The 25,240-nt window shown below is 69.9% G+C and carries 20 protein-coding genes and 1 riboswitch; of the genes, 10 read left to right on the top strand and 10 right to left on the bottom strand.

From position 1 onward, the window contains the following. Nucleotides 1-10: 10 nt before the first annotated feature. Nucleotides 11-3,100, top strand: a complete 3,090-nt coding sequence (locus ACFXI3_RS00945; protein WP_344287268.1) for an arabinosyltransferase domain-containing protein — start codon at nucleotides 11-13, stop codon at nucleotides 3,098-3,100. 42 nt (nucleotides 3,101-3,142) lie between these two features. Here ACFXI3_RS00945 and ACFXI3_RS00940 read toward each other — a convergent pair whose 3' ends face one another. After that, a complete protein-coding gene (locus tag ACFXI3_RS00940) occupies nucleotides 3,143-4,291 on the bottom strand; it encodes an MFS transporter (RefSeq protein WP_378397244.1) in 1,149 nt (382 codons plus the stop codon). Between the two features lie 54 nt (nucleotides 4,292-4,345). On the opposite strand from ACFXI3_RS00940, the gene ACFXI3_RS00935 reads away from it, so the two are divergent. Continuing rightward, nucleotides 4,346-5,140, top strand: coding sequence for an AraC family transcriptional regulator (locus ACFXI3_RS00935; RefSeq protein ID WP_378397243.1), 795 nt, complete (start codon nucleotides 4,346-4,348; stop codon nucleotides 5,138-5,140). Here ACFXI3_RS00935 and ACFXI3_RS00930 read toward each other — a convergent pair. After that, nucleotides 5,034-5,531: a hypothetical protein gene (locus ACFXI3_RS00930; RefSeq protein ID WP_378397241.1), complete on the bottom strand. Its 498-nt coding sequence runs from the start codon at nucleotides 5,529-5,531 to the stop codon at nucleotides 5,034-5,036. The two genes, ACFXI3_RS00935 and ACFXI3_RS00930, sit on opposite strands and share 107 nt — an antisense overlap. Nucleotides 5,532-5,590: 59 nt before the next feature. Here ACFXI3_RS00930 and ACFXI3_RS00925 point away from each other — a divergent pair, with 59 nt between their 5' ends. After that, nucleotides 5,591-6,019, top strand: a complete 429-nt coding sequence (locus ACFXI3_RS00925; RefSeq protein WP_378397240.1) for a MarR family winged helix-turn-helix transcriptional regulator — start codon at nucleotides 5,591-5,593, stop codon at nucleotides 6,017-6,019. Here ACFXI3_RS00925 and ACFXI3_RS00920 read toward each other — a convergent pair. The 3 genes from ACFXI3_RS00920 to ACFXI3_RS00910 are packed head-to-tail and all read right to left on the bottom strand — an operon-like array spanning nucleotide 6,010 to nucleotide 9,268. After that, nucleotides 6,010-7,527: a precorrin-2 C(20)-methyltransferase gene (locus ACFXI3_RS00920; protein WP_378397239.1), complete on the bottom strand. Its 1,518-nt coding sequence runs from the start codon at nucleotides 7,525-7,527 to the stop codon at nucleotides 6,010-6,012. The genes ACFXI3_RS00925 and ACFXI3_RS00920 overlap by 10 nt on opposite strands. Continuing rightward, on the bottom strand, nucleotides 7,524-8,147 hold the full coding sequence (locus ACFXI3_RS00915) for a precorrin-8X methylmutase (RefSeq protein ID WP_037354494.1): 624 nt from the start codon (nucleotides 8,145-8,147) through the stop codon (nucleotides 7,524-7,526). Before ACFXI3_RS00915 ends, ACFXI3_RS00920 begins: the two co-directional genes overlap by 4 nt. Further along, nucleotides 8,144-9,268 (bottom strand): precorrin-3B synthase, encoded by a 1,125-nt coding sequence (locus ACFXI3_RS00910; RefSeq protein WP_378397237.1) that lies wholly within the window; start codon nucleotides 9,266-9,268, stop codon nucleotides 8,144-8,146. Before ACFXI3_RS00910 ends, ACFXI3_RS00915 begins: the two co-directional genes overlap by 4 nt. Before the next feature lie 96 nt (nucleotides 9,269-9,364). Between ACFXI3_RS00910 and ACFXI3_RS00905 the strand changes: the two genes are divergently transcribed. The 5 genes from ACFXI3_RS00905 to ACFXI3_RS00885 all read left to right on the top strand — a co-directional run bounded on the left by ACFXI3_RS00905 (nucleotide 9,365) and on the right by ACFXI3_RS00885 (nucleotide 17,461). Next, the gene (locus ACFXI3_RS00905) at nucleotides 9,365-10,270 is read left to right on the top strand and encodes an ABC transporter ATP-binding protein (RefSeq protein ID WP_378397236.1); all 906 of its coding nucleotides are present in this window, start codon (nucleotides 9,365-9,367) and stop codon (nucleotides 10,268-10,270) included. Continuing rightward, the gene (locus tag ACFXI3_RS00900; protein ID WP_378397235.1) at nucleotides 10,267-11,121 is read left to right on the top strand and encodes an ABC transporter permease; all 855 of its coding nucleotides are present in this window, start codon (nucleotides 10,267-10,269) and stop codon (nucleotides 11,119-11,121) included. Before ACFXI3_RS00905 ends, ACFXI3_RS00900 begins: the two co-directional genes overlap by 4 nt. A 6-nt stretch (nucleotides 11,122-11,127) precedes the next feature. Continuing rightward, nucleotides 11,128-11,367 carry a helix-turn-helix transcriptional regulator gene (locus ACFXI3_RS00895; protein ID WP_037354504.1) on the top strand — a complete coding sequence of 80 codons (240 nt, stop codon included), beginning with the start codon at nucleotides 11,128-11,130 and terminating at the stop codon, nucleotides 11,365-11,367. Nucleotides 11,368-11,434: 67 nt separating this feature from the next. Beyond that, nucleotides 11,435-11,510: riboswitch (cobalamin riboswitch) on the top strand. Nucleotides 11,511-11,562: 52 nt separating this feature from the next. Further along, nucleotides 11,563-15,168 (top strand): cobaltochelatase subunit CobN, encoded by a 3,606-nt coding sequence (gene cobN, locus ACFXI3_RS00890; RefSeq protein ID WP_378397336.1) that lies wholly within the window; start codon nucleotides 11,563-11,565, stop codon nucleotides 15,166-15,168. Between the two features lie 1,072 nt (nucleotides 15,169-16,240). After that, nucleotides 16,241-17,461, top strand: a complete 1,221-nt coding sequence (locus tag ACFXI3_RS00885; protein ID WP_344287282.1) for a chitinase — start codon at nucleotides 16,241-16,243, stop codon at nucleotides 17,459-17,461. A 68-nt stretch (nucleotides 17,462-17,529) separates the two neighbouring features. On the opposite strand, the gene ACFXI3_RS00880 is transcribed toward ACFXI3_RS00885, so the two are convergent. The 5 genes from ACFXI3_RS00880 to ACFXI3_RS00860 all read right to left on the bottom strand — a co-directional run bounded on the left by ACFXI3_RS00880 (nucleotide 17,530) and on the right by ACFXI3_RS00860 (nucleotide 22,698). Beyond that, on the bottom strand, nucleotides 17,530-18,636 hold the full coding sequence (locus ACFXI3_RS00880; protein ID WP_378397335.1) for a dihydrofolate reductase family protein: 1,107 nt from the start codon (nucleotides 18,634-18,636) through the stop codon (nucleotides 17,530-17,532). Between the two features lie 32 nt (nucleotides 18,637-18,668). Further along, nucleotides 18,669-19,901, bottom strand: a complete 1,233-nt coding sequence (locus tag ACFXI3_RS00875) for an aldehyde dehydrogenase family protein (RefSeq protein WP_378397234.1) — start codon at nucleotides 19,899-19,901, stop codon at nucleotides 18,669-18,671. A gap of 277 nt (nucleotides 19,902-20,178) precedes the next feature. Further along, the gene (locus ACFXI3_RS00870) at nucleotides 20,179-20,358 is read right to left on the bottom strand and encodes a hypothetical protein (protein ID WP_378397233.1); all 180 of its coding nucleotides are present in this window, start codon (nucleotides 20,356-20,358) and stop codon (nucleotides 20,179-20,181) included. A gap of 488 nt (nucleotides 20,359-20,846) precedes the next feature. Next, nucleotides 20,847-21,563 (bottom strand): M50 family metallopeptidase, encoded by a 717-nt coding sequence (locus tag ACFXI3_RS00865; RefSeq protein WP_344287486.1) that lies wholly within the window; start codon nucleotides 21,561-21,563, stop codon nucleotides 20,847-20,849. Between the two features lie 208 nt (nucleotides 21,564-21,771). Next, nucleotides 21,772-22,698 (bottom strand): DNA-3-methyladenine glycosylase family protein, encoded by a 927-nt coding sequence (locus ACFXI3_RS00860; RefSeq protein WP_378397231.1) that lies wholly within the window; start codon nucleotides 22,696-22,698, stop codon nucleotides 21,772-21,774. Between the two features lie 166 nt (nucleotides 22,699-22,864). Here ACFXI3_RS00860 and ACFXI3_RS00855 point away from each other — a divergent pair, with 166 nt between their 5' ends. Both ACFXI3_RS00855 and ACFXI3_RS00850 read left to right on the top strand, forming a co-directional pair. Next, nucleotides 22,865-23,626, top strand: coding sequence for a class I SAM-dependent methyltransferase (locus tag ACFXI3_RS00855; RefSeq protein ID WP_378397230.1), 762 nt, complete (start codon nucleotides 22,865-22,867; stop codon nucleotides 23,624-23,626). A 37-nt stretch (nucleotides 23,627-23,663) separates the two neighbouring features. Continuing rightward, entirely contained in the window at nucleotides 23,664-24,986 is a 1,323-nt protein-coding gene (locus ACFXI3_RS00850) for a M20 family metallopeptidase (RefSeq protein WP_378397229.1), read from the top strand. The last annotated feature ends 254 nt before the right edge of the window (nucleotides 24,987-25,240 follow it).

Genomic DNA, 25,240 nt, shown 5'->3' with positions numbered 1-25,240 from the left:
ATTCCTTCTAATGCGTCCGATTGCCGTAGTGCTGGGGTTGCTTTCGGCGCTGTGCGCCCTGGCCTATCCCTTCCTGCCGGTCGTGCAGGACACCGCGGAAGTCGTCTGGCCCACCGCCTCCGACACGCGTTCCGTCAACGCGCCTTTGACCGGGTACTGGGCACAGGACCTGAAGGCCGAGCTGCCCTGCGACACGATCCGCTCGCTCGACGCGCGCACGAACGGCCCCGCGCTGCTGTTCTCGACCGTCCCGGACGGGCGCACCGGCAAGCACGCGGCCAACGGCGTCGGCCTGCAGCTGCGCGTCGACAACGGCGTGCTGCTCGCGTCCAGCCAGGGCCAGCAGATCTCGCAGCAGCCGCTCCCGCAGACCGGCTGCTCGGTCACGCTCGACTCGGACGCGACCCAGATGACGCTCTCGGTCGGCAAGACCCCGATCTTCCACACCACCGGCGACGTCCGGCCGCGCGTGCTCGGCATCTACTCCTCGATCACCTCCGCGCGCGACCCGATCGCCGGGCTGCACGTGTCGGTCGTCCCGGACACCCGCTACCAGACCTCGCCGACCACGCTGAAGATCGTCGTCGGCATCCTCGCCGCGCTGTCGTTCCTCGGCTGCCTGATCGCGGTGTGGCGGATGGACTCCGGATTCGCCCGCCGCGCGCCGCGCTGGGCCCCGGTCGGCTGGTGGCGGCTCACCGGCCGCGACGCGACGGTGTTCGGCGTTCTCGGCGCGTGGGTCTTCATCGGGCCGGTGACCTCGGACGACGGCTACATCCTCACGATGGCCCGGGTCACCGAGGCCACCGGATACCTCACGAACTACCACCGCTGGTTCGGCGTCGCGGAGGCCCCGTTCGGCTGGTTCTACCACCTGTACGAGCTGATGACGCACGTCAGCACGGTGCCGCCGTGGATCCGGCTGCCCTCGTACCTGCTCGGCGTGATCAGCTGGCTGCTGATCAGCCGCGAGGTGATGCCGCGGCTGGGCACCCAGGTCCGCCGCAGCCGCGCGGCCGGCTGGGCGGCCGCGGCCGTGTTCCTGGTCTGGTGGATGCCGTACAACAACGGCGTCCGGCCGGAACCAGTCGCCGCGCTCGGGTCGCTGCTGGCGATCTGCGCGGTCGAACGCGCGCTGGTCACCCGCCGGCTGCTGCCGCTGTGCCTCGGCCTGACCGCCGCCGCGTTCACCCTCGCCGCGACACCAACCGGGCTGATCGCGGTCGCTCCGTTCCTGGTCGCCGGGAAACCGCTGTTCAAGCTGGTCCGGCAGCGCTCGGCGAGCGGCTGGCTGCCGATGCTCGCGCCGATCCTCGCGTCCGGCTTCCTCGTGCTCGTGGTGATGTTCGCCGACCAGACGTTCGCGACGGTCCAGGAGGCCACCCGCATCCGCACCGCGGTCGGCCCGAACCTGTCGTGGTTCCAGGAACTCGCGCGGTACCAGTTGCTGTTCGAGAACCTGCCGGACGGCTCCGCGCCGCGCCGGTTCCCAGTGCTGCTCGTGCTGCTGTGCACGGTCACCTGCCTGGTGGTGCTGCTGCGCCGGGGCCGGATCCCCGGCGCGGCGCTCGGGCCCAGCCGTCGGCTGATCGGCACCACCGCGTTGTTCTTCCTGCTGCTCGCGCTGACCCCGACGAAATGGACGCACCACTTCGGCGCGTTCGCCGCGGTCGGCGCGTCGATGGCGGCGCTCACCGCGCTGGCGACCAGTTCGACCGTGCTGCGTTCCAACCGGAACCGAGCGGCGTTCCTCGCGGTGTTGCTGGTGGTCGGCGCGCTCGCCGCGACCGGGCCGAACGCGTACTGGTTCGTCTCGAAGATCGGGGTGCCGTGGACGAACGGCGCGCCCTCGATCGGCGGCATCCCGCTGTCGACGATCCTGCTCGGAGCCGCCGCCGTCGCCGGGATCTACGCGTTTGTGGAGAACATCCGCGCACACCGGCCGGGACCGGCGCCGCAGGAGGGCCGGAGCCGGTCGCTGCGGCTCGGTTCGCTGTCGCTGGTCGTGGTGTGCGGTTTGGTGGCCGCGGGCGAGATCTACACGATGGGCGCGGCGATCTACTTCCAGCGCGACAGCTACAGCCTCGGCGCGGCCAACATCGGGCACCTGTTCGGCAAGAGCTGCAACCTGTCCGACCACGTGATGGTCGAGCGCGACGCGGCGAAGAGCATCCTGCACCCGCAGCCCGACCAGCGGACCGTGCCGGAAAAGCCGGTGACGCAGAACCCGCCGAACCCGCTGCCGAACCCGGACCAGGACAACGGCCGCGTCCAGACCGGCTTCCACACCAGCCCGGTCGACGACAAGGACCCGCTGGCCGAGCCGCCGCACGGGTTCAAGCAGGACCAGGTGCCGATGTGGAGCAGCTACCTCGACACCCAGACCCGCGCCGGACGGCTGCGCAGCGACTGGTACGCGCTCACCGACCGGACCGAGAACGGCCAGATCGTGGTCGCCACCGCGAGCCAGTCCCGGCGGCCCACGTCGGTGAGCCTGGAGTACGGCGTCAACACTCCCGAAGGCGTGCGCGTGCTGCGCGGCCAGTTCGCGCTCCCGCCCGGCGCGGGCACCGGCGGCTGGAACGACACCCGGATCAACCTGCGCGACCTGCCGCCGGAGACCACGTCGGTGCGGATCGTGATGGTGGACAACGACCTCACCGAGGACGGCTGGATCGCCGCGTCCGCGCCGCGCGTGCCGACGTTCACCACGCTGACCGACAAGCTCGCGGGCAAATCGGTGTACATCGACTGGCCCGCGTCGTTCGTGTACCCGTGCGCGAACCCGGTCACCTCGCACGACGGCATCTCCGCGATGCCGGACTACCGCATCACGCCCGGCCAGCTCGCCGACGAGGCGAAATGGGCATCCAGCACGAACGGCGGCCCGAACGGCTGGCTCGAGGAGATCGCGGACGAGCCGGAGGTGCCGAGCTACCTGAACGGGCAGCCGTACCAGTCGTGGGGCCAGCTGCTGCAGATCGAGCCGTATACGACCGGGGTGGCGCCGACGGTGCGCCACGGGGAGAAGACGGTGTGGGGCTGGTGGTCGCCGGGGCCCGGGCCTTCGCAGCCGAACGGCAAGGACCCGACGCGCTAGGGCCTCGTGAGTGGCGTTGCCGGTTCTAACCGGCGTTGCCGCTCACGAGGGCTCCCGCAACCGCCGCGCCCCCACCACCGACACCGCGGGCAGCGCCGCCAACGCCAGCAACGCCCACTGCAACCCCACCGCGTTGGCCAATGCCCCCACCGCAGGCGCCACCACCCCGCCGACACTCACCGCCAGCCCGAGCGTCACCCCGCTGGCGGTCCCAAGCCGGTTCGGCAAGTAGTCCTGCCCCAGCGTCACATGCAGGGAAAACGGGACATACAACGCCACCGCAGCAAGCGCGACCAGCGGAAACACCCCGTACCCCGGTGCCAATGCGATCCCGGCGACCGCAGGCACCGCCGCCGCATACGACACGCGGACCGTGCGGGTGCGCCCCCATCGTCCAGCCAGCACACCGCCCAGCAACGTGCCCAACGCGCCGACTCCGAACAGCACCACCAACGCCACTTCCCCGGCGAGCACACTGCCGGTCCGCTGCGTGACCCAGATGGCGAGGAAAGTGTTGAGCGAGAAGGCCGCGATGGAACGACCGACGACCACGACGATCAGCCAGCCGAACTGACGCCAATCGTCGCGCCCGGCGTGCGCCCTGTGCCGCGCGGCTGAATGCAGGTCGCTCATCCGCCGGAACAACGCGGCGATCACCGCCCCGGCGACGAGCGCGGGTAGCACCAGATACGGCGTCGCACCGAGACCGCCTGCCTGCAGCACCGGGGTGACGACGATCGGCCCGAGCGCGAAACCGACGTTGCCGCCCAAGGAAAACCAGCTCATCCCGACGTGGCCGCGCCCGGCGATCCGGCGGGCGATCCGCGCCGATTCCGGGTGGTAGGCCGCGACGCCGAGGCCGGACAGCGCGATCGCGAGCCAGGTCAGTGGGTAAGAATCGGCGAGCCCGGAGAGTCCGATCCCGGCCCCGGCGACCGTCATCCCTACCGGCACGAGCCACGGCAGCGGCCGCCGGTCGGTCAGCACGCCGAACAGCGGCTGGACCACCGAGGACAGCAGCGTCGCGGCCACCGTGATCCCGGCCGCGGCGAGATAGCCGTAATGCCGCTCGGCGACCAGAAACGGCACGAGCGCGGGGACCGCGCCCTGGTAGAGGTCGTCGACCGCGTGGCCGAGCACCATCAGCGGCATCGGCCAGCGCGCGGTGCGGGCCGGAAGCGTTGTCGTCACCCAGCCATGGTCGAGCCGGCCCGGCGTTGCGCGATTCCGTTATCATGCCGAGCTGTGTCGATTTCCGGCCATCTGCCCGCGGCTCCCACGAACATCCGGGACCTGGCCGCGACCGCGAGCATTGCCGAGCACTGGCACGACGAGCACCAGATCGCCTACGCCAGCAGCGGCGTCCTGGCGGTGCACACCGACCGGTCGCGCTGGATCACGCCCGCGCACCGAGCGCTGTGGATTCCGGCGGGCACCGTGCATTCCCACCGCGCTTACGGCGTCACGCGGCTGCACCTGTTCGGCTTTCCGCAGGAGCTGAGCCCGTTGCCGGTGACCGAGCCGACCGCGCTCGCGGTCACTCCGCTGCTGCGGGAACTGCTGATCGCGTACACCGAACTCGGCGAGGACCGTGCGACTCCCGCAGGGCAACGGATGCGAGCGGTGCTGTTCGACCAGCTCACCCTCGCGCCGGAACGCCCGGTACGGGTCCCCGCCGCGCACGATCCTCGGCTGGTCGCCGTGTGCCAGCTGCTGGAGAAGGATCCTTCGGACTCGCGCAGCCTGGAAGCACTGGGCCGCACTGTCGGTGCCAGCGGCCGGACACTGACCCGGCTGTTCCGTGCGGACACCGGGATGACATTTCCGCAGTGGCGCACGCAGCTCCGGCTCTATCACGCCCTGAGGTTGCTGGTGGAGGGTCGATCGGTCACGGCTGTGGCGCAGCAATGCGGGTTCGCCACGACCAGCGCGTTCATCGACGTGTTCCGGCGTTCCCTTGGTCATACGCCGGGGTCTTATATCCACAGTGGACAGACCGGATCCGGCGGCGCACCACGAGACTCGCCGCCAGCCGGTTGACGCCGAACGAGACGAGGATCAGCCCGGTCGCGTCGAGCAGGTGCGCACCGAGAACGCTGGCCAGCGCGAACGAGCCGATGCGGATCGCGAGAAAGACCGCCCACAGCACGATTCCCGTGCCAGTGAGCCGGTACTGCAGCCCGTTGGCCTGCCGGAACCGCGTCACATAGCCCATCGCGGTGCCGGTGCCCGCGACCAGGACGAGTTCGCCGACCAGCAGCCAATCCGCTGACTGGAGCCCGCCGCCCAGCTCGAACCCGAGGTAGACCAGCCCCACGGCGATCAGGAGAACCGGCATCAGCAGCATCCGCCGCGGTTCGGCGGAGCGCCACTGGAACTGCCGCGCGATCAGGATTCCGATCCCGATCGCGAGGAGCACGTCGTCGACCATCGCCAACTCCATCACTAGTGATACTTCCTCGAATGTATCACCGGTGATTGAATAGGGCTATGCGCGCCGCCGACCTGCACCGACTCGCCCGCGCTCTGCGCGAGATCGCTCTGACCAGCACCGGGAACACCGGCGCGGATCAGGTCAACGCGGGAGAACTGGCGGTGATCGAGGACGTCTCGCGCAATCCTGGCGCGACGATCAGCGACGTGACTCGCCGGACCGGACTGGCCCAAAGCCTCGTCTCCCGAATCACGCACCGGATGGCGGACGCGGGCGTCGTGCGCGTGCGCCCCGACGAGAAGGACCGGCGCAAGTCGCGGCTGGAGATCGAACCGTCCGCCCGGGCGATGTTCCGCACCCGCGCGGACGGCTCGATCTCTTCAGCCCTCGCTGCGCACGCACCGAAACTCAGTGCCGCGCAACGGAAACAGCTCACCCACCACCTCGCCGAGGCCGAGCGGCTGCTGCGCGAAGGTCAGGAATAACTCCGCGGCGTCCACACGATCGACCGCCCGTCCGGCCCTTCCTCCACCACCGTGCGCGAAGAACCCACGATCAGCAGGCACCGCATGTCCACCGCAGCCGGATCCAGCGAGCCCAACGTGGTAACCCGAACGTCCTCCTCCGGGCCGCCGACATCGCGGGCCACCACCACCGGTGTCCCCGGATCCCGGTGCCGCAACAGGACTTCCCGCGCGTTCTCCAGTTGTGTCACCCGAGTCCGCGAAGCCGGGTTGTACAGCGCCAGCACCAGATCCGCCGCACCAGCAGCGTCCAGCCGCCGTTCGATGATCTCCCACGGCTTCAACCGGTCCGAAAGGGACAGCACGCAATAGTCGTGCCCCAACGGCGCGCCGACCCGCGACGCGGCTGCCTGCGCCGCCGTCACCCCGGGCACGATCCGCACCCGCGCACCAGCACCGTTCCCGGCCGAAACCTGTTCCAGCACCGCCGAAGCCATCGCGAACACACCCGGGTCCCCGGACGACACCACGGCCACCCGCGCGCCCGTCGCGGCCAGCTGCAACGCCTCGACCGCCCGGTCCGCCTCGACCCGGTTCCCCGACGCGTGCCGCTGCTGCCCCGCCCGCTGCGGAACGCGCGCGACATACGGTCCGTAGCCGACAATGTGGTCCGCCGCCGCCAATTCCGCGGACGCTTCCGGTGTCAGCCATTCCGGCCCGGCCGGGCCGAGCCCGACGACAACGACCTCGCCGCCCTCCACCGGTGCCGAAGAGCCAGCCGGAACCGCCGGTTCACCGTCCACACGCGACTTGTAAGCCGGGCTTGGCAGCAACGCCAAGGAGAAATAGGGCACCGACTCCGGATCGACGTCCGCGAACGGCTCCACCCGCTGCTGTCCCCAAGTCGCCCGCTCGACGTACCAGGCGTCGTCGAGCTTGCCCGCCTCCGCGAGCGCTTCCCGGACAGAACCGAAGGTACGGCCCAGTTTCAGCACTGCCGCCGCTTCAGTGTCCGCGAGCCGCCGCGCCAATTCGGGCGCTGGCAACGTTCCCGGCAACACGGTGAGCACTTCGTCCCGCTGCACCAACGGACGGCCGAGCACCGACGACGCCGCGCTCACCGACGTCACGCCGGGAACCACCTCGGTCTCGAACCGTCCGACGAGCCGCTCGTGCATGTACATGTAGGAGCCGTAGAAGAACGGATCGCCCTCGCACAACAGCACCACGTCACGCCCGGCGTCGAGGTGCTCAGCGAGCTTTTTCGCGCTCAGCTCGTAGAAATCGGCGATCGCGCCTTCGTACCCGCCGGGATGGTCGGTGGTCTCGGTGGTGACCGGGTAGACCAGCCGCTCTTCCAGCTGTCCCTCGCGCAGGTACGGCTCAGCCACCGACCGCGCGATGCTGCGCCCGTGCCGCGCGCTGTGGTAGGCGATGACGTCCGCCTCGCCGATCAGCCGCGCCGCTTTGACCGTCATGAGTTCCGGATCACCGGGACCGAGCCCGACGCCGTACAGCCGCCCCGTCATTCGACCGCGCTCGCAATCGCGTTCACGGCGCCGACGGCCATCGCACTGCCGCCGCGACGGCCGTGCACGACCAGGTACGGCGCGGGCGCCCGCTTCGCCAATTCCACTTTGGACTCCGCCGCGCCGACAAACCCCACCGGCACACCGATGATCGCGGCCGGGGCGCCGACGCCCTCGTCCAGCAGCTCCAGCAACCGGAACAGCGCGGTCGGCGCGTTGCCGATGGCCACCACCGAACCGGGCAGCCGGTCGCGCCACAGCTCCAGCGCGGCGGCCGAGCGCGTAGTGCCCAGCCGTTCGGCCAGCCCGGGCACGCTCGGGTCGTCCAAAGTGCACACGACGTCGTTCGCCGCGGGCAAGCGTTTGCGCGTGATGCCGCTGGCGATCATCTTCGCGTCGCACAGGATCGGCGCGCCCGCCTCCAGCGCGGCGCGGCCCGCCTCGACCACGTCGAGCGAGTAGCGCAGGTCGTCGACCAGGTCGACCATGCCGCAGGAGTGGATCATCCGGACCGCGACGCCCGCGACGTCGTCGGGCAGGATCGCCAGGTCCGCCTCTTCGCGGATCGTGGCGAACGAGTGCCGGTAGATCTCGGCCCCGTCCCGCAGGTAGTCGATCACGAAGGTCCCTTTCTCGCCAACGCATCCGCCAACTCGGACGCCGGGGTCCAGCGTCCGTCGACACGGTAGCCGCCGGGTTCGGCGACAACGTCGCGGTGGGTGCCGGACGGTCGTCCGCACCGCCGTGCACAGCCCGAAACGTGCACCAGCTCCCCGTCCGCGACCAGTGTCGCCGCGTCCGCGCGGACGTCGGCGAGAGACTTCGCACACCCCGGCGCGCCGATGCAGGCGCTAAGCTCCGCCGTCGCCGGATCCGTCGACAGCCTCGCCGCGCGCAGGCGCTCGACGTCCGCGCCGCCAGGCAGCAGCACCGAACGCCACGGCGTGACCACGGCGTCGCCGAAGTCCGCGAGCGTGCGCAACTGAGCAGCAGTCAACTGGCCGAACCGCGGCGCGACCCCGACTGCCTCGCCGCCGTCATCGCGTCGGATCCGGCCGACGGTGGGGTCAATCCGGGTCGGCAGCAACCGCGGAGCTTCCCGCGGACCGTCCGGCAACAGCGTCGAAGGATCAGCCAGTTCCCCGATCCGCCACGCCGAACCTCGCGTGCGCGCAAACGTTTCCGCCACCGTGAGCAGCGTGGAAACCGCCTCGTCGCGCGCCACCAGCCATCCGGAATCAGCGCCCGCCAACAGCACCACACCGGTCGTCGGACCGACCGCGCGCCAGCAAACGTCCGTGCCCACGACGTCGCCGCGTCCGTCGTCAAAGCCGAAGAGGAACCGCCCCGGCAACTCCGCGAGCCCCGGCCGCGCGCACAACTCACGATCCAGCTTCGCGGAAAGCCCCCGGACGTCCGCGAGCCCGCCGCGCACCCCGCTCAACGGCGAGGCCAGCACATTCCGCACGCGCTCGTGACTCGGCGACGGCAGCAACCCGGCGCCGGTCAGCCGTCCCGCCAGCCCCGGACGGCGCACTCCGCGCAACTGGACGTTCGCCCGCGAGGTCAGGTGCACGTCGCCGTCGCCGAGGTCTTCCGCGCAGGAAGCCAACGCGCGCAACCGATCCGCGGTCACCACGCCGCCGGGAAGCCGGACCCTGGCGAGCGGCCCGTCCGCCGCGTCGTGCGTCGCGAAAACTCCGGGACAGGCGTCGGCGCGCACGCGGGCAGGGCTGGACATGGCGCTCACTGTAACTCGCGGCCGTTTTATCAGGCTTGCGATCATATGTAGTACATCTGCTACATTCCATCGCACAGGCAGGATGGGGGTCATCCAATGAGAGATCAAGCGGACACCGTGCTCCGCGTCGAAGGCTTGCGCATGCGCTACGGCTCGAACGACGTGCTGCACGGCACGTCGTTCACCGCGCACCGCGGCGAGGTGCTGTGCCTGCTCGGCCCGAACGGGGCGGGCAAGACCACGACGATCGAAATCCTCGAGGGGTTCCGCATGCGGTCCGCCGGCGAGGTGTCCGTGCTGGGCACCGACCCGGCGCGCGGCGGCGAGGACTGGAGGGCGCGACTGGGGGTCGTCCTGCAGTCCTGGCGCGACCACGGCAAATGGCGCGTGCGCGAGCTGCTCGACCTGCTCGGGTCGTTCTACTCGCCGTACTCCACCGACCGGATCCGCCGCCCGTGGGACACCGACGAGCTGATCGAGGCGGTCGGGCTTTCCGAGCACGCGAGCAAGAAGATCCGGATGCTGTCCGGCGGGCAGCGGCGCAGGCTGGACGTGGCGATCGGCATCGTCGGCCGTCCCGAACTGCTGTTCCTCGACGAGCCGACAGCCGGGTTCGATCCGCAGGCCCGGCGTGATTTCCACGAGCTCGTGCACCGGCTCGCCGACGATGACACCACGATCCTGCTCACCACGCACGACCTCGACGAGGCCGAAAAGCTCGCCGACCGGATCCTAATCCTGAGCGGCGGCCACATCGTCGCCGACGGTTCGCCGGACCAGCTGAGCAGGCAGATCGCGGGCGAGGCCGAGGTGCGCTGGACGATCGACGGGCAGCGGTTCGTGCACTCGACCACGGAGGCGACGAAGTACGTGTACGAGTTGTTCAAGCAGCACGGCGAAGCGGTCGCCGACCTGGAGGTCGGGCGCGCGTCGCTGGAGGATACGTACCTGACGCTCGTGCAACGCGCGGAGTCCGGGCTGGCTGAAGCGGGTGCGCGATGAGCGCGTCGGCGAAGCGGACCGCGGCGCGGGCGGGATTCCGCCGCGGGTTCATCGAGTTCCGCCAGCAGTGGACGAACCGGGACGACCTGATCGGCCAGCTCGTGTTCCTGGCGATGATCTTCGGCACGCTCCTGTTCATGCGCGGCGCGCAGCTGCCGGGCACCTCGTTCTCGCTGGGCGCCGCGACGGTGCCGGGCGTGATCGGCGCCGGCATCGTGTTCAACGGCCTGACCAGCGTCGCCGGATCGCTCGTCATCGACCGCGAGGACGGCACGCTGCTGCGCGCGAAAGCGACCCCGAACGGGATGTTCGGCTACCTGATCGGCAAGGTCACGACGTTCTCGATGGTGCAGGTCGCGAGCATCCTCGTGATGCTGGTGCCGTCGCTGTTCCTGTTCGACGGGCTGGCCCCGGATGGGTTCTTCTCGTTCCTGAACCTGCTGTGGGTGCTCGCCGCCGGACTGGTCGCGACCCTGCCGATCGGTGCCGCGCTCGGCTCGCTGATCCAGGACTCCAGGATGCTGGCCCTGGTCGTGCTGCCGGTGCTCGGGCTCGGCGCGATCTCCGGGATCTTCTACCCGATCACCGCGCTGCCGGTCTGGCTGCAGGACGTCGGGCAGGTGTTCCCGATGTACTGGCTCGGCCTCGGCATGCGCTCGGCGCTGCTGCCCGACCAGGCGGTCGTCGTCGAAATCGGGCAGTCGTGGCGGCCGTGGGCGACCCTGGGGGTGCTGCTCGCGTGGGCCGTGATCGGATTGGTGCTGGCCCCGATCCTGCTGAAGCGGATGGCCCGGCGCGAATCGGGGTCGTCGGTGGCGGCGCGACGGGAAAGGGCACTTCAGCGTGTGTGAGGCGCGGTGAGCGAGAACGTCTACAACCGCATCGCGGTGCTGCGCGCCGAACGCGGCATCTCGCGGCGGCAGCTCGCGGACGCGCTCGGCGTGCACTACCAGACCATCGGGTACCTGGAGCGCGGCGAGTACAGCCCGAGCCTTTACCTCGCGTTGCGGATCGCGGAGTTCTTCGAGGTCGCGGTGGAGGTGCTCTTCTCCACCGCGCCCTTCCCGCGGATCGGGGACGAAAGCAAGCCCGCGTGAGGGTCTGCTCACCTTGACGGCGCGGGTGCGCCCGGCGAGAGTAAGAGCGCACACGCGTCGGCACGCGGAGGAACCCGGTGGAAATCCGGGGCGGTCCCGCCACTGTGACCGGCGGCCCCGCGGCCGCCGGCAGCCAGGAACTCCCGCCGGCGACACCGTCGACCCGGGGCGCGGACACCCCGAGTGAGGAACGCCGTGATCCTGTTGCTGTCCACTTCGGACACCGACCTGCTCAGCGCCCGGGCCAGCGGCGCGGACTACCGGCTCGGCAACCCGTCCCGGCTTCCGCTCGGCGACCTGCCCGGCCTGCTCGAGGGCTGCTCGATCGTCGTCGTCCGGATCCTCGGCACGCCGCGGACCTGGCAAGAAGGCCTGGATACGCTGCGCGCGTCCGGCGCGCACGTGATCGTGCTGGGCGGCGAGCAGACGCCGGACGCGGAGCTGATGAAGCTCTCCACGACTCCGGCCGGGATCGCCGCGCAAGCGCATCTGTACCTCGCGCAGGGCGGTCCGGAGAACCTCACGCAGCTGCACCGGTTCCTGTCCGACACCCTGCTCCTGACCGGCGAAGGCTTCGAACCGCCCGCCGAACTGCCGTCGTGGGGCGTGCTTTCGCGGCCGGCTCCGGAGGGTGATGGCCCGGTCATCGGGATCCTCTACTACCGCGCGCACCACCTGTCCGGAAACACCGGTTTCGTGCACGCGCTGGCCGACGCGGTCGAGTCCGCGGGCGGCCGGGCGTTGCCGATCCACACCGCGTCCCTGCGCACGCGCGCGCCGGAGATGATGGCTGAGCTGGGCAAGGTCGACGCCCTGTTGGTCACCGTTCTGGCGGCGGGCGGCACCCGTCCGTCGGAAGCCGGAGCGGGCGGGGACGACGAATCGTGGGACGTCGCGGAGATGGCCGCGCTGGACGTGCCGGTGCTGCAGGCGTTGTGCCTGACCAGCGACCGCGAAACCTGGTCCGCCAGCGACGACGGCCTGTCCCCGCTCGACGCCGGCAACCAGATGGCGGTACCGGAGTTCGACGGCCGGATCATCACTGTCCCGTTCTCCTTCAAGGAATTCGACGACGACGGCCTCCCCCGGTACATCGCCGACAGCGAACGCGCCTCCCGCGTCGCCCGCATCGCCCTCGCGCACGCCCGGCTCCGGCACACCCCGCCTGCTTCTCGCCGGATCGCCTTGATGCTGTCGGCGTACCCCACGAAGCACTCGCGCGTCGGCAACGCGGTCGGCCTCGACACCCCGGCTTCGGCGATCAAACTCCTGCGCCTCATGCGCGAACGCGGCTACGACCTCGGCGCGGAGGCTTTCCCCGGCGTCGACCCGACCGGCACCGACCAGCCGGACGGCGACGCCTTGATCCACGCCTTGATCGCCGCGGGCGGCCAGGATCCCGAATGGCTCACCGAAGAACAGCTGTCCGGCAACCCGATCCGCGTCCCCGCGGCCCGGTACCGGTCGTGGTTCGCCGCCTTGCCGGTCGAGTTGCGAGAAGCGATGGAAGAACACTGGGGCCCCGCACCGGGTTCGCTGTATGTCGACACGTCGGCAAACCCCGAGGGGGACATCGTCCTGGCGTCGCTGCAGTCCGGCAACGTCATCCTGATGATCCAGCCGCCGCGCGGGTTCGGCGAAAACCCGGTCGCGATCTACCACAACCCGGATCTGCCGCCGAGCCACCACTATCTCGCCGCGTACCGCTGGCTGGAAGAGGAATTCGGCGCACACGCCGTCGTCCACCTCGGCAAACACGGTTCGCTGGAATGGCTGCCCGGCAAGACCGCGGGCCTCTCCGCCGCCTGCGCCCCCGACGCCGTCCTGGGCAATCTGCCCTTGGTGTACCCGTTCCTGATCAACGACCCCGGCGAAGGCGCGCAAGCGAAACGCCGTGCGCACGCGACCATCGTGGACCACCTGGTCCCGCCCATGGCCCGCGCGGAATCGTATGGCGACCTGGCCCGCCTGGAGCAGTTGCTGGACGAGCACGCCAACATCGCCGCGATGGACCCGGCGAAACTCCCGGCGATCCGCGCCCAGATCTGGACCCTCATCCAGGCCGCGAAGCTCGACCACGACCTCGGCGTCGACGAACGCCCGCACGACGCGGAATTCGACGACTTCCTGCTGCACATCGACGGCTGGCTGTGCGAGGTCAAGGACGCCCAAATCCGCGACGGCCTGCACATCCTGGGCGAGGCTCCGGTCGGCGAGGCCCGCGTCAACCTGGTCCTGGCAATGCTCCGGGCCCAGCAAATGTGGGGCGGCAAGCAAGGAGCCGTCCCCGGCCTGCGCTCTGCCCTGGGCCTGAAGGAAAACTCGGACGCGCCACTGTCCGAAGTGGACGCCATCGAAACCACCGCCCACACGCTGGTTTCTCTGATGGAGACCCACGCGTGGTCCCCTTCTTCAGTTTCTTCAGTGGTGAGCGAGGTCCTGGGCGCTCCTGATGCCGAAGTCGCCCGCGTCCTGACCTTCGCCGCCACCGAAATCGTCCCCCGCCTGGCCGGAACCTCGTCCGAAGTAGACGCGGTGCTGCACGCCTTGGACGGCGGCTACATCCCCGCCGGCCCCAGCGGTTCTCCCTTGCGCGGCTTGGTGAACGTCCTGCCCACCGGCCGAAACTTCTACACGGTGGACCCGAAGGCGATCCCCAGCCGCCTGGCGTGGGAAACCGGCCAGGCCCTGGCGGACTCCCTGCTCCGCCGCTACCGCGAAGACACCGGCGACTGGCCGCGGTCCGTCGGCCTGTCGGTCTGGGGCACCTCCGCCATGCGCACCTCCGGCGACGATGCCGCCGAAGTCCTTGCCCTGCTGGGAATCCAGCCAGTGTGGGACGAAGCCTCCCGCCGCGTGACCGGCATCGAACCCATCCCGCTGTCCGAACTGGGCCGCCCGAGGATTGACGTGACGGTCCGCATCAGCGGCTTCTTCCGCGATGCTTTCCCGCACGTCATCACCATGCTGGACGACGCCGTCCGCCTAGCCGCCTCCCTGGACGAACCGGAATCCTCCAACTACGTCCGCGCCCATGTCGCCGCGGACCTGGCGGATCACGGTGACGACCGCCGAGCCACCACCCGCATCTTCGGCTCGAAACCAGGCGCGTACGGAGCTGGCCTCCTCCCGTTGATGGACTCCGGAAACTGGCGCGACGACAAGGACCTAGCGGAGGTCTACGCAGTCTGGGGCGGCTTCGCCTACGGCAGGGACCTGGACGGCCGTCCCGCGCGCGAGGACATGGAATCGTCGTACAAACGCATTGTGGTAGCCGCGAAGAACACGGACACTCGCGAACACGACATCGCTGATTCGGACGATTATTTCCAGTACCACGGCGGAATGATCGCCACCGTCCGCGCCCTGACCGGCTCCGCCCCCGCGTCGTACGTCGGCGATTCCACCACTCCCGATGCCGTTCGTACTCGCACTTTGGGCGAAGAAACAGCCCGCGTTTTCCGCGCCCGAGTGGTGAACCCGCGATGGCTGTCCGCGATGCGCCGCCACGGCTACAAGGGCGCTTTCGAACTCGCCGCAACCGTGGACTACCTCTTCGGCTTCGACGCGACCGCGGGTGTGGTGGGCGACTGGATGTACGAGAAGTTGTCGCAGTCGTATGTGCTGGATGAGGAAAACCAGCAGTTCCTGCGGGACGCGAACCCGTGGGCATTGCGGGGAATCATCGAACGCTTGACGGAAGCCGCGGATCGAGGCCTGTGGGAGGAACCGGATCCGAAGTTGCTGGCGCAGATGCGCGAGGTGTACCTGACGCTGGAAGGCGATCTAGAAAACGACTGACCTGGCCGGTTGCCTCGGCTGGTTCTGTTTTGGCCAGCTGAGGCAACCGGGGGAGTCATCACTGGCGAACTGCCCCCTTGCGCGGCAATTCCATCCATTGGGCCGGGCTTTCGTCCAGAAACCAGCCGTTCCACCCAACCTACGGCCTCACGCGCGGTCCCAGCTCATCTGGCCGAGTCGCGGATGCTTGCGCGGGCCTTCTCGAAGAACTCGCTAGGCCAACCGCGCCACCGACCTCCGCTATCCGGCAGCCCTCCCCGCTGACCAGCCGCCGTCACCGCTGGCCAGACCCGCCATGCCGACCAGCCGCCGTCATCCCCGCTGCGCACCCAAACCACACGCGCCCCTCAAGCGCCCGCGCTGCGCCCAGCGGCCCCAAGTCCTGCCGCCACCCCGCCAGCGCCCGCCCTACGCCTAACCGCCCAAACCCACCAGCCCGAGCACCTCGTCCACCAGCACCCCCCGAATCGAACGCGAGGTCGCGACCGCATCGACGCCCCCACCAGCGTCCGTGCCGCACCCAACCGCCCCAAGTCTTACCGCCAAACCCGCCAACCCGACCGCATCGCCGCCCCAGCAGCACCTGCCCACGCTCAAGCCGCCACCAGCACCTGCCCGCACCCAAGCGGCACCACCAACACCTGCCCTGCGTTTTCCCGCAGCCCGGAGCCCTATCGCCAAGCCCGCCCAGCCCAGCCACGCCACCGCCACTGCTCCCGCCACCACGCACCGAGCCGTCCGAGCCTCCCCCGCCGCCCGACCACCGCAGTTCTCGCCCCGCGCCCCCTGGCGGCACCCGTCCAATCCAACCGCACCGTCACCGTCTCCCCCTCTCCCCAGCCGACCGCTCTCCCCAGCCGATCACTCGCCCCAGCGGACCACTCGCCCCCCGCGGTCCGCGTCCCTTCGCGCGGACCCGTTGCGCCGCAAGGGTGAATCCGCCGAACCGAATTCCGGCATACCCCCCGAACCCGCCGCCCGCCGGACAAGAGCAGCCGACCGCACCTTGACTTCATAATGGTCTAGTCCAATGCTTACCGCATCAATTTTCCGCATGTTCGCCGGAGGACAGATGCAGCGAAGCAGACTGGCCGCCACACTCGTCGCCGCCGCTACCGTGGCCGGGGCAGCTGCCGTCGTGGCCGCGACCGCCCATGCGCAGACCGGGACGTCGACCGGCCTCGACAACAACTGGTACGCCGCCGCGCCGTACCTCATGCCGCAGAGCAACAACCCGCCCGACCCGGTGACTGTCATGAACGCGACCGGGCAGAAGGCGTTCCAGCTGGCCTTCATCCTCGCGCCCAAGAGCGGCGGATGCAGTCCCACCTGGGACGGCACGACGCCGGTTTCCTCGGACACGACCGTCGGCGACGCGATCAACCGCATTCGAGGCAACGGCGGCGACGTGTCGGTTTCGGTCGGCGGCTACGGCGGGACGAAGCTGGGCCAGACCTGCGGCACTGTCGACGCGACCGCCGCCGCCTACCAGCAGGTCGTGGCGAAATACAACCTGAAAGCCATCGACTTCGACCTCGAAGAACCCGAGTACGAAGACACCGCTGCCATCGCGAACGAACTCGGCGCCGCGAAGAAACTGCAGGCGGACAACCCCGGTCTGTTCGTGTCGGTGACGATGCCGGGAACCGCGGCCGGCACCGGCTGGTTCGGCACCCAGTTGCTGGACCAGGCGAAGTCGATCGGCTTCTCCCCCAACGACTTCTCGATCATGCCGTTCGACGGCGGCTTCACCGGCGGCGGCGCGTCGCAGGTGTCGGCGCTGGAAGCGTTCCACGGCCTGCTCCAAAGCCACCTCGGCTGGGACAGCGACACCGCGTATTCGCACGAGGGTTTCTCGGGAATGAACGGGAAATCCGACTCCTCGGAATACTTCAACGTTTCCGATTTCCAGACCGTGTACGACTACGCGACGAGCCACCACCTCGGCCGGTTCACTTTCTGGGCGGTGAACCGCGACCGGCAGTGCACGACGACGACCGACAACAGCGTGTGCTCGAATGTCCAGCAAAACGACTGGGACTTCACGAAGTTCACCACCCGGTTCGCCGGCGCGACCCCGCCGCAGACCACTCCGCCGACGAGCCCGACCAGTCCGACCAGCAATCCCCCGGGCACCTGTTCGGCACCGGAATGGCAGAAAACGCAGGTCTACACCGGCGGCACCGTAGTCGCGCACAACAGCCATAAATGGACCGCCAAATGGTGGACCCAGGGCGAGGAACCCGGCACGACCGGCCAGTGGGGCGTCTGGACCGACAACGGAGGCTGCTGATTTCCCGATCGGGCGTTGCGACGCGGATTCCTCGCCGCAGCGCCCGATCCGTCGGTCGCGGTGAGGAATCAGGGACGAACGCCGGGCAGGTGCGTATTCGCCCGGCGGACTTCCGAGGCCAACGCCGGCACCTCGATCACCCGCCGTCCAGCGGCGACCAGCCGCTCGACCCCTTCGGCCTCGACGAACAACGACGGTTCCCGCCAGGCCATCACCACCCGCGGAATGGCCGTTTCGAGGATCAGCTGCGTGCAGCTTTTGGGGTGGGACGCGCGATCGCTGCACGGTTCGAGCGAGCTGTACATGGTCGCGTCGGCGAGGCGCGGGTCGCGCGGATCGAGCTTCGCCAGCGCGGATTCTTCCGCGTGATTGTGCGGGTCGCCCTCGCCCGAATGCCCCGTGGCGAGCACTGTCCCGTCCGGCAACCCGACGACCGCGCCGACCCGAAACGTCGAACTCGGCGGACACTCGTCGGCAAGCTCGATGGCTTGGCGCAACCGCAGCAGATCGAGCGACGACGGTTCAGCCGCCGCGCGATACCGAAGCACCGCGACGTCCCCGAGCCGCCGCACTTCCGTCAATTCCAGCGGTCGCGGAAACGCCCCCGGCCCGAGAAACCGCGGCGCGCGCGGGTCGCCGACCATCACCGACGCGACCGCGAGCCGGAGTTCGTCGGCGAGCCCGGCGTCGAGGAACTGCGTGTGCACCGCCCCGCCGCCCTCGACGAGCAACGTCCGGATCCCCCGCGCACCGAGGTCGTCCAGAACACGCCCAAGCTGCGGCGGACTGCCGACGTCCACCACCGTCGCGACCGCGCTCAGGCTCTCCGCGCTGCCCCGCGGCGCGTAGACGAGCTTCTCGGTGTCGCCGACGGTGAAGAACCGTGACGCCGGATCCAGCTTGCCGCTGCTCGTGACCGTCACTTTGACCGGCTGCTCCGGCCGCCCCGCCGCGACGCGCTCGCGGCGCAGTCCGGCGGAGCGCACGAGGAGGCGCGGGTTGTCGGCCCGCACCGTGCCCGCGCCGACGAGGATCGCGTCGGCCTCGGCACGGAGCCGGTCGACCTCCGCGAAGTCGTCCTCGTTGGACAGGATCAGGCGCGTGCTGCCGGCGTCGTCGAGGTAGCCGTCCAGCGATTGCGCCGCGGACAGCAGGACGTGCGGCCGCCCGGTCATCGTGCCCATCCGCTCATCGTGCTCCGGCCAGGTCAGGCAGGCACCACGGCGTACTGGCGGACGTACAGGTCGGTGTAGGTCACCGGTCCGCGCGGACCCGGCACCCGGTCGAGGTTGATGCCGGTTTCGGGCACCGCGAGCAGCTTGAAGCCGTCCAGCAGCCGGGTCGGCGCGTTCCAGAACACGCCGGTGCCGGTGTAGCCGTCGAAGAACTGCTCCGCGGCCGCCGGGTTCTCGGTCGCGATCCCCGCGGCCAGCCCGGACGTGCGCTCGTTCGCGATCTCGACCGCGTCGACGAGCCCGCCGACCTTCTCCACGGTGACGGTCGCCTCCCGCTCGGAGTCCAGCGCCCACTCGTAGCCGATCGGATGCTCGTGCGGCGCGAGCGAAGGCGTGACACCCCGCTCGGCCAGCGCCGACTCGATCTGCGGCCACACCGTGTCGTGCACGTCCTCGTGGATCAGCAGCAGGTTCAGCCGATTGCAGACGCCAAGCCGGTCGAGGCTCGAGAACACGAGGTCACGGACCTTGCCCGCATCCGCCGCGGCGTCGACGTACAGCACCCCGCCGCCGTCGGCATGCGCCAACGTGCCCACCCCGTGCACGGCGGCCTCGGTCGCCAGCGCGCGCGTGCTGTCGCCGCTGCCGCGCAGGATGACGAGCGGCACGAGCCCAGGCAACCGAACCAGCGCCGACGCCGCCTCCCGCTCAACGCGCGGCACCAACTGCATGACGTCCGGGTTGATCCCGGCAGCCTCGAGCGCGGGCGCGATCACGACGTCCCGCAACCGCTGCGCCGACCCCAGCGCCGCCGACCCGGTCCGCAGCACGCCGCCGTTGCGCGACTTGACCAACTGCGACGCCACATCGACGGTCACGTTCGGCCGCGCCTCGTAGTTCGCGCCGATGACACCCACCGGACGCCGCCGCTCGACCAGCCGCAGCCCACCGTCCAACGTGGACACAGGGACGGACCGCTCCTGGTGCGGAGCGCCGGCCAGCAGCCGCAGTTGTGCGGCCATCCCGTCGAGCCGCTCGGGCGTGATGGTGAGCCGATCGAGCAGACCGGCGCTCATCCCGTCAGCCGTAGCCTTGGCAACGTCGGCACGGTTGGCCTCAAGCACCTCGTCCCGGTGCTCGACGAGCCGCTCCGCCATCCCGACGAGCGCCGCATCCACCGCATCGTCCCCGGCGGCAGCCAACGACGGCGCAGCCGCCTTCGCCGCCCGCGCACACTCCTCGACGGCCTTCGCGACCTCGTCCATCGCCTGTCTCCCTCCGGCGGCTCAGCAGACGTCCAGTCTGCCGTACCGCCCACATGGGGAGACGACGGGCTCAGCCCTCGGGACGCTCCCGGCGCCAGTCGCCTGGTGGACAACATGGTCGACAACGCCGCCGCTCACGACCGCCGCGTCCCTGCCCGCGGCCTCTCGCCGTGGCCCCGGGGCGCGCCGCTGCCGCCACCTGCGCTGCTTGGGTGCAGCCGGTGCTCCGACCCGCGATCGCTTCGCCGCGCCGCCACGCGGTCACGGGGTCACGGGGTCACGCCGTCCGCCGCCGCGATTCCCGCCCAGCCCGCCAACCGCCGCGAACTCCCGCGACGGTCCGTCCTAGCAGGCAAGCGACGGCCGCTACGCCGAGCGACTGCCCGAGGAACTGCAGCAGACCCCGCAACCACGACACCAGCACCACCAGCAGCGGCCACTGCCGAAGTGTGTCCACAGCACCCAGGACAGAGCCCAGCTCCGCACGACGTCAACCTGCGCCACCCTGAGCCAACTGCGTCAACCGCGTCAACCGCGTCAACCGCGTCAACCGACGCAGCCCAGCAGCTAGCCGTCCGCACCAGCCCACGGCGACGGCCACGGCCACAGTGCCACTCGCCGCAGCGCGACCGCGCGGCCCTCCACGCCACCTCAACATCCGGGCCGCCAGCCGCACAGTCCACAGCCACCCGCGCCACCGCACCTCGATGCCCAAGGCAAGCAACCCGCACAGCCCCACGGCCAACCGCTCCACCACAGCTGAGCACGCACGACGTCAGCCCACGCAGCCCAACCACTGGCAGCGCAGCACCTCGACGCCCACGGACGTCACCGCCGAGCCACCGACCTGCTCCACCGCAACCCAGCGGCCCCACGCAGTCACCCCACGCGACCCCGGCGACAGTCCGCGTCAGCGCACCGCACGCCAGAACCGCAGCGGCAACATCACAGCCCCAACGGCTGAAGCAACCACAGCCCGCCCGCGATGACGCAGCTCACCGTGAGCACGCCGAACACCAGCACCCACAACACCGCGGGCACGGCGGTCAACCGGCTCAGCTGATCGGCGTCGGAGTCCCGCGCCTGGCCACGTCGCCGTTTGAGCTGAAGCTCCACCACCGGCCGGACCCCGCCGAACAGCAAGAACCACGTCAGCAGATACACGAACGGCGCCTGCACCACCTTCGGCGCGACCAGAGCCACGAGCCCAAGCACGACGGCGCTCGCCACCACCGTGAACACGCCGTAAGCGTTGCGCACCATGATCAGCACACCCAGCAGCAGCAACGCGACCAGCACGAGCACCGAGGTGATGAGGTCGGCCCCGACCAGGCTCGCGAACAGCAGCCCCAAGACCGACGGCGCGACGTATCCGGCCAAGGCCGTGAACGCCATCCCCGGCCCCTCGGGCTTGCCGCGCGACACGGTGACCCCGGAGGTGTCCGAGTGCAGCCGGATCGACCGCAGCCGCCGTCCGACCGTCACCGCCGCCAGCGCGTGGCCGGCCTCGTGCACGATCGTGATGACGTTGCGGGCGAACCGCCACGGCGTTCCGCCGGCGAGCACCACCAGCAAGGCGATACCGCCGGTGACCAACGTGATGACGCTCGGCGTATTCGCCTGTTCCAGCGCCGCACCGACTGTCCCAGTGCCCGCTGCCATGGCCGCACCGGAGATTTCTCCGGCACCCGGTCGAGCACTGAGCACAGTCGAGACGGCGAGTACAGGCGTAGTCACGCGGACACCTCACCACAGGCCCTATTTGGCCCCTGTGAGTGCCCAGGCAACGACCGTCGGCCGCGATTCGGTATGGACGGCGGCCTCACTCCATAACGTCTCCCTCCTGTCGATCCGCGACTTCAGCAACCGCTCAGTCCGCCACCTCCCCGGACACCGCCGTCCGCAACCGATCGAGCCGGAAGAGATGCGCGACCCACGACCGATACGGCCACCAGTCCTCAGTCAGCGGTTCGAGCTCGTCCGGCGGTGTGTCGGGAGGCAACGCGTACTCCGCGCACAGAATCTGGTGAAGCTGGGTGTCCAGCCGCGGGAAGAGATCGGGATGTCCCGCGCCGTGCAGCAGGATCTGCTCGGCGGAGAACGCTCCGATGCCCGGAATCGCGCACAGCCGCGTCATCGCGTCGGGGATCGACAGAGCCAGCAGCTCTTCGGTGTCCAGGCGGCCGTCAGTTGCCGCCCGGGCGACAGCCCGAAGGCGTGCGAGCCGGAACGGTCCCACCGACGGTTCGTCATCCAATTCGGCCAGAATTTGCGGGGTGGGAAAGGAAAATGGCCCATCGTCGCCCACCTGACGGCCGTGTCGCACTGCGAGCTGTTCCCGCAACCGCATCGCCTGCCGGGCGCGCATTCCTTGGGTGAGCACGGCCCAGCAGGCTGCTTCGTACGGCGACGAGTACAGCACTGGGCGCGCTCCGCTGTGGCGAGCCTGCAGCCGCCGGACCACGGAGTCGCGGCTCGCGACCTCGGCGAAACCGGATTCGTCGACGTCGAGCGAGAGCATCCGGCTCACCTGCGCGACCACTCGCGAGGCAATCTCCACCGGCGCCGCCACGCCGACTTCGACCGTGCCCGGGGATCTCTGCCGGATCGCGGCCCCGGCGTGCGTCCAGGTCCCTTCCACCGGGAACGCCAGCCGCAGCACGCCCGGTTCGGCCGCGAAGGATCCCGCCGGGCCCGCCCCGGCGAGCCACTGCGACGCGGCGCTCAGGTCGAAGTCCCCGTGCACGGCGATTTCGCCGGTGGGCAGGTCGATCGGACGCAGGATCGGTGCGGTCATCAGACAGTCCTCCTCGCTGGTCTCCGCGGGTCGGAGACCGTGCGGACGACGTTAGGAACAGGCACCGACAATGCCGGGCCTCGAACGCTTGATCGGGCCGATCTTCACTCGAACGAGTTAGCCGCCGATGCCGCATACTGCCGGTATCCCCACCGAGAGGACTTCCGTGCCCCACCACAGCACCCAGCAGCGGCTCACCGACCTGCTCAGCGAGTCGGCCACGACAGTCGACGGCTTCCTCGACACACTCGGCGACGCTGCCCAGGCCGGCCCGCCCACCGGGCTCACTCAGCGGCTCATGCGCACCACGCTGCTGCCACAGGTCTACGAACGCTATTGGCGGCCGGTGCTCGGCCGCGTCCTCAAAGGCCCCAGCGGCCCGAGCATGGCCAACGAGGTCGCGCTGGCCGCCGAACGGCTCGCGCTGCAGCCAGGTCAGGTCGTGCTCGACGTCGCGTGCGGGACTGGCCGGTTCACGCGCGCGTTCGGCGACGCGGTGGGACCGGACGGGCTTGCGATCGGCTTGGACGGCGCACGCAGCATGCTTTCGCGCGCGGTCGAAGAAACTGATTCGCCGACCGTGACTTACCTTCGCGCCGACGCGGTCGAGCCGCCGCTGCTTTCGTCCATTGTGGACGCTATCTGCTGTTTCGCCGCCCTGCACATGTTCGCCGAGCCGGAACGCGCGCTTGATTCGTTCACCCGGATTCTGCGTCCCGGCGGCCGGATCGTCCTGCTCACGAGCGCTCGCCGCGACTGCCAGGTGACCCGGATCGCCGACACCGCAGGAGGAATCGTCAGCGGGCAACGCATGTTCGACCGCGGGGAGATCGCGGCCAGCCTGCGCGGGCGCGGCTTCGACGAGGTGCGCGAGCAGTACTTCGGGGTCGCCCAACTCGTCTCCGGTCGGCTGTCCGACGTGCAGTGATCCATTTTTGTCGGGGTTCGGAGATAGCATTCTCCGCATGACCCACGCCGCACCTGTCCCGCCCGACGACAGCCACCTCCGTTCCCTCATCGAAGCCACCGCCGAAGCCGTGGCCGCAGCTGAACCGCTCGGCTCCGACCACGCCGGAGCGGACGCGGAAACCCGTGCTGCGGTTGAAGAAGAAGTGCGCGCGCGAGCCAGCGAACTCGTCGCGCTCAGCCAGGATCTGCACGCGCATCCGGAGGAAGGGTTCGCCGAACACCGGTCAGTCGGCGCGCTCGCCGAATTGCTGCGCGCGCACGGACACGAGGTAACCGTCGGGCTCGGCGGGCTGGATACCGCGTTGCGCACCGGAACTCCGGGCAACGGCGGGCCGCACATCGCAGTCCTGTCCGAGTATGACGCTCTGCCCGGTTTGGGACATGGCTGCGGGCACAACGTTATTTGCACTGCCGGAGCCGGCGGATTCCTCGGCGCGGCGGCAGTGGCCGAACAACTCGGCGGGCGCGTGTCGCTGGTGGGCACTCCCGCGGAAGAAGGCGGTGGCGGCAAGGAAACGCTCGCGCGGGCCGGGATCTTCGACGATGTCGACGCGGTGATCATGCTGCATCCGTTCAGCCACGACATCGCACTGCACCCGTTCCTCGGCAGGCGACAACTGGAGATGGTGTTCCACGGCATCGGCGCACATGCTTCGGCTCAGCCGTTCATGGGACGCAACGCCCTCGACGCTGCGGTGGCGGCCTACCAAGGTGTCTCCGCGCTGCGGCAACAGTTGCCGTCGAGCGACCGAGTGCACGGCATCTTCACCGACGGCGGCGCACGGCCGAATGTGATTCCCGCCCGGGCGGCTCTGTTGTTCTATCTCCGGTCGGCGAATCCGGAGACGCTGCGCGACCTGGCCGACCGGATGACCGCGATCGCCCACGGCGCGGCCGAAATGACGGGCTGCGGGGTGGAACTGCACTGGGACGCGCAGCCGGCATACCTACCGATCCGGTTCAACACCACACTGGCCGGACGGTGGTCGGTCAATCAGCAGAGCACCGGGCGGAAGCCGCTGCCGCCGGGCATCGTGCCGGAGTTCCTGACCGGGAGCACCGATCTCGGAAACTTGTCGTTCCGCATGCCCGCGCTGCATCCGATGATCGCGGTGTCCGGGCCGACGGTCGCGTTGCACACCAAGGAATTCGCCGAGGCTGCCGGGTCGCCGACGGGTGATCAAGCGGTCGTCGACGGTGCACTGGGTCTAGCGCTGACGGCCGCCGACTATCTCGCCGACGCGGGCCTTCGCAAAGCCGTGCACGACGAGTTCGAGGCATCGGGAGGGGCGTTGGACGTGCCGAGTTTCTTTGACTGACGCCTGGCGGGACAGACGGAGAACGTAGGGATGACGATGGGCCGCAAGGCTGGAGAGGAGGTGCAACGGCCGGTTTGACGGGTTGGGCTGGAGCTTTTCGCGGATTGGGCTGACTCTGTGACGGTCGCGGTGGCGATCGCTGCTGGGTTCGTGACGGCACGGCACGGCACGGCACGGCACGGCACGGCACGGCACGGCACGGCACGGCACGGCACGGCACGGCACGGCACGGCACGGCACGGCACGGCACGGCT

It is taken from the genome of Amycolatopsis sp. NPDC059235 (assembly GCF_042754125.1).
Lineage (GTDB): Bacteria > Actinomycetota > Actinomycetes > Mycobacteriales > Pseudonocardiaceae > Amycolatopsis > Amycolatopsis albidoflava.
This window is presented reverse-complemented; position numbering and strand designations above follow the sequence as displayed.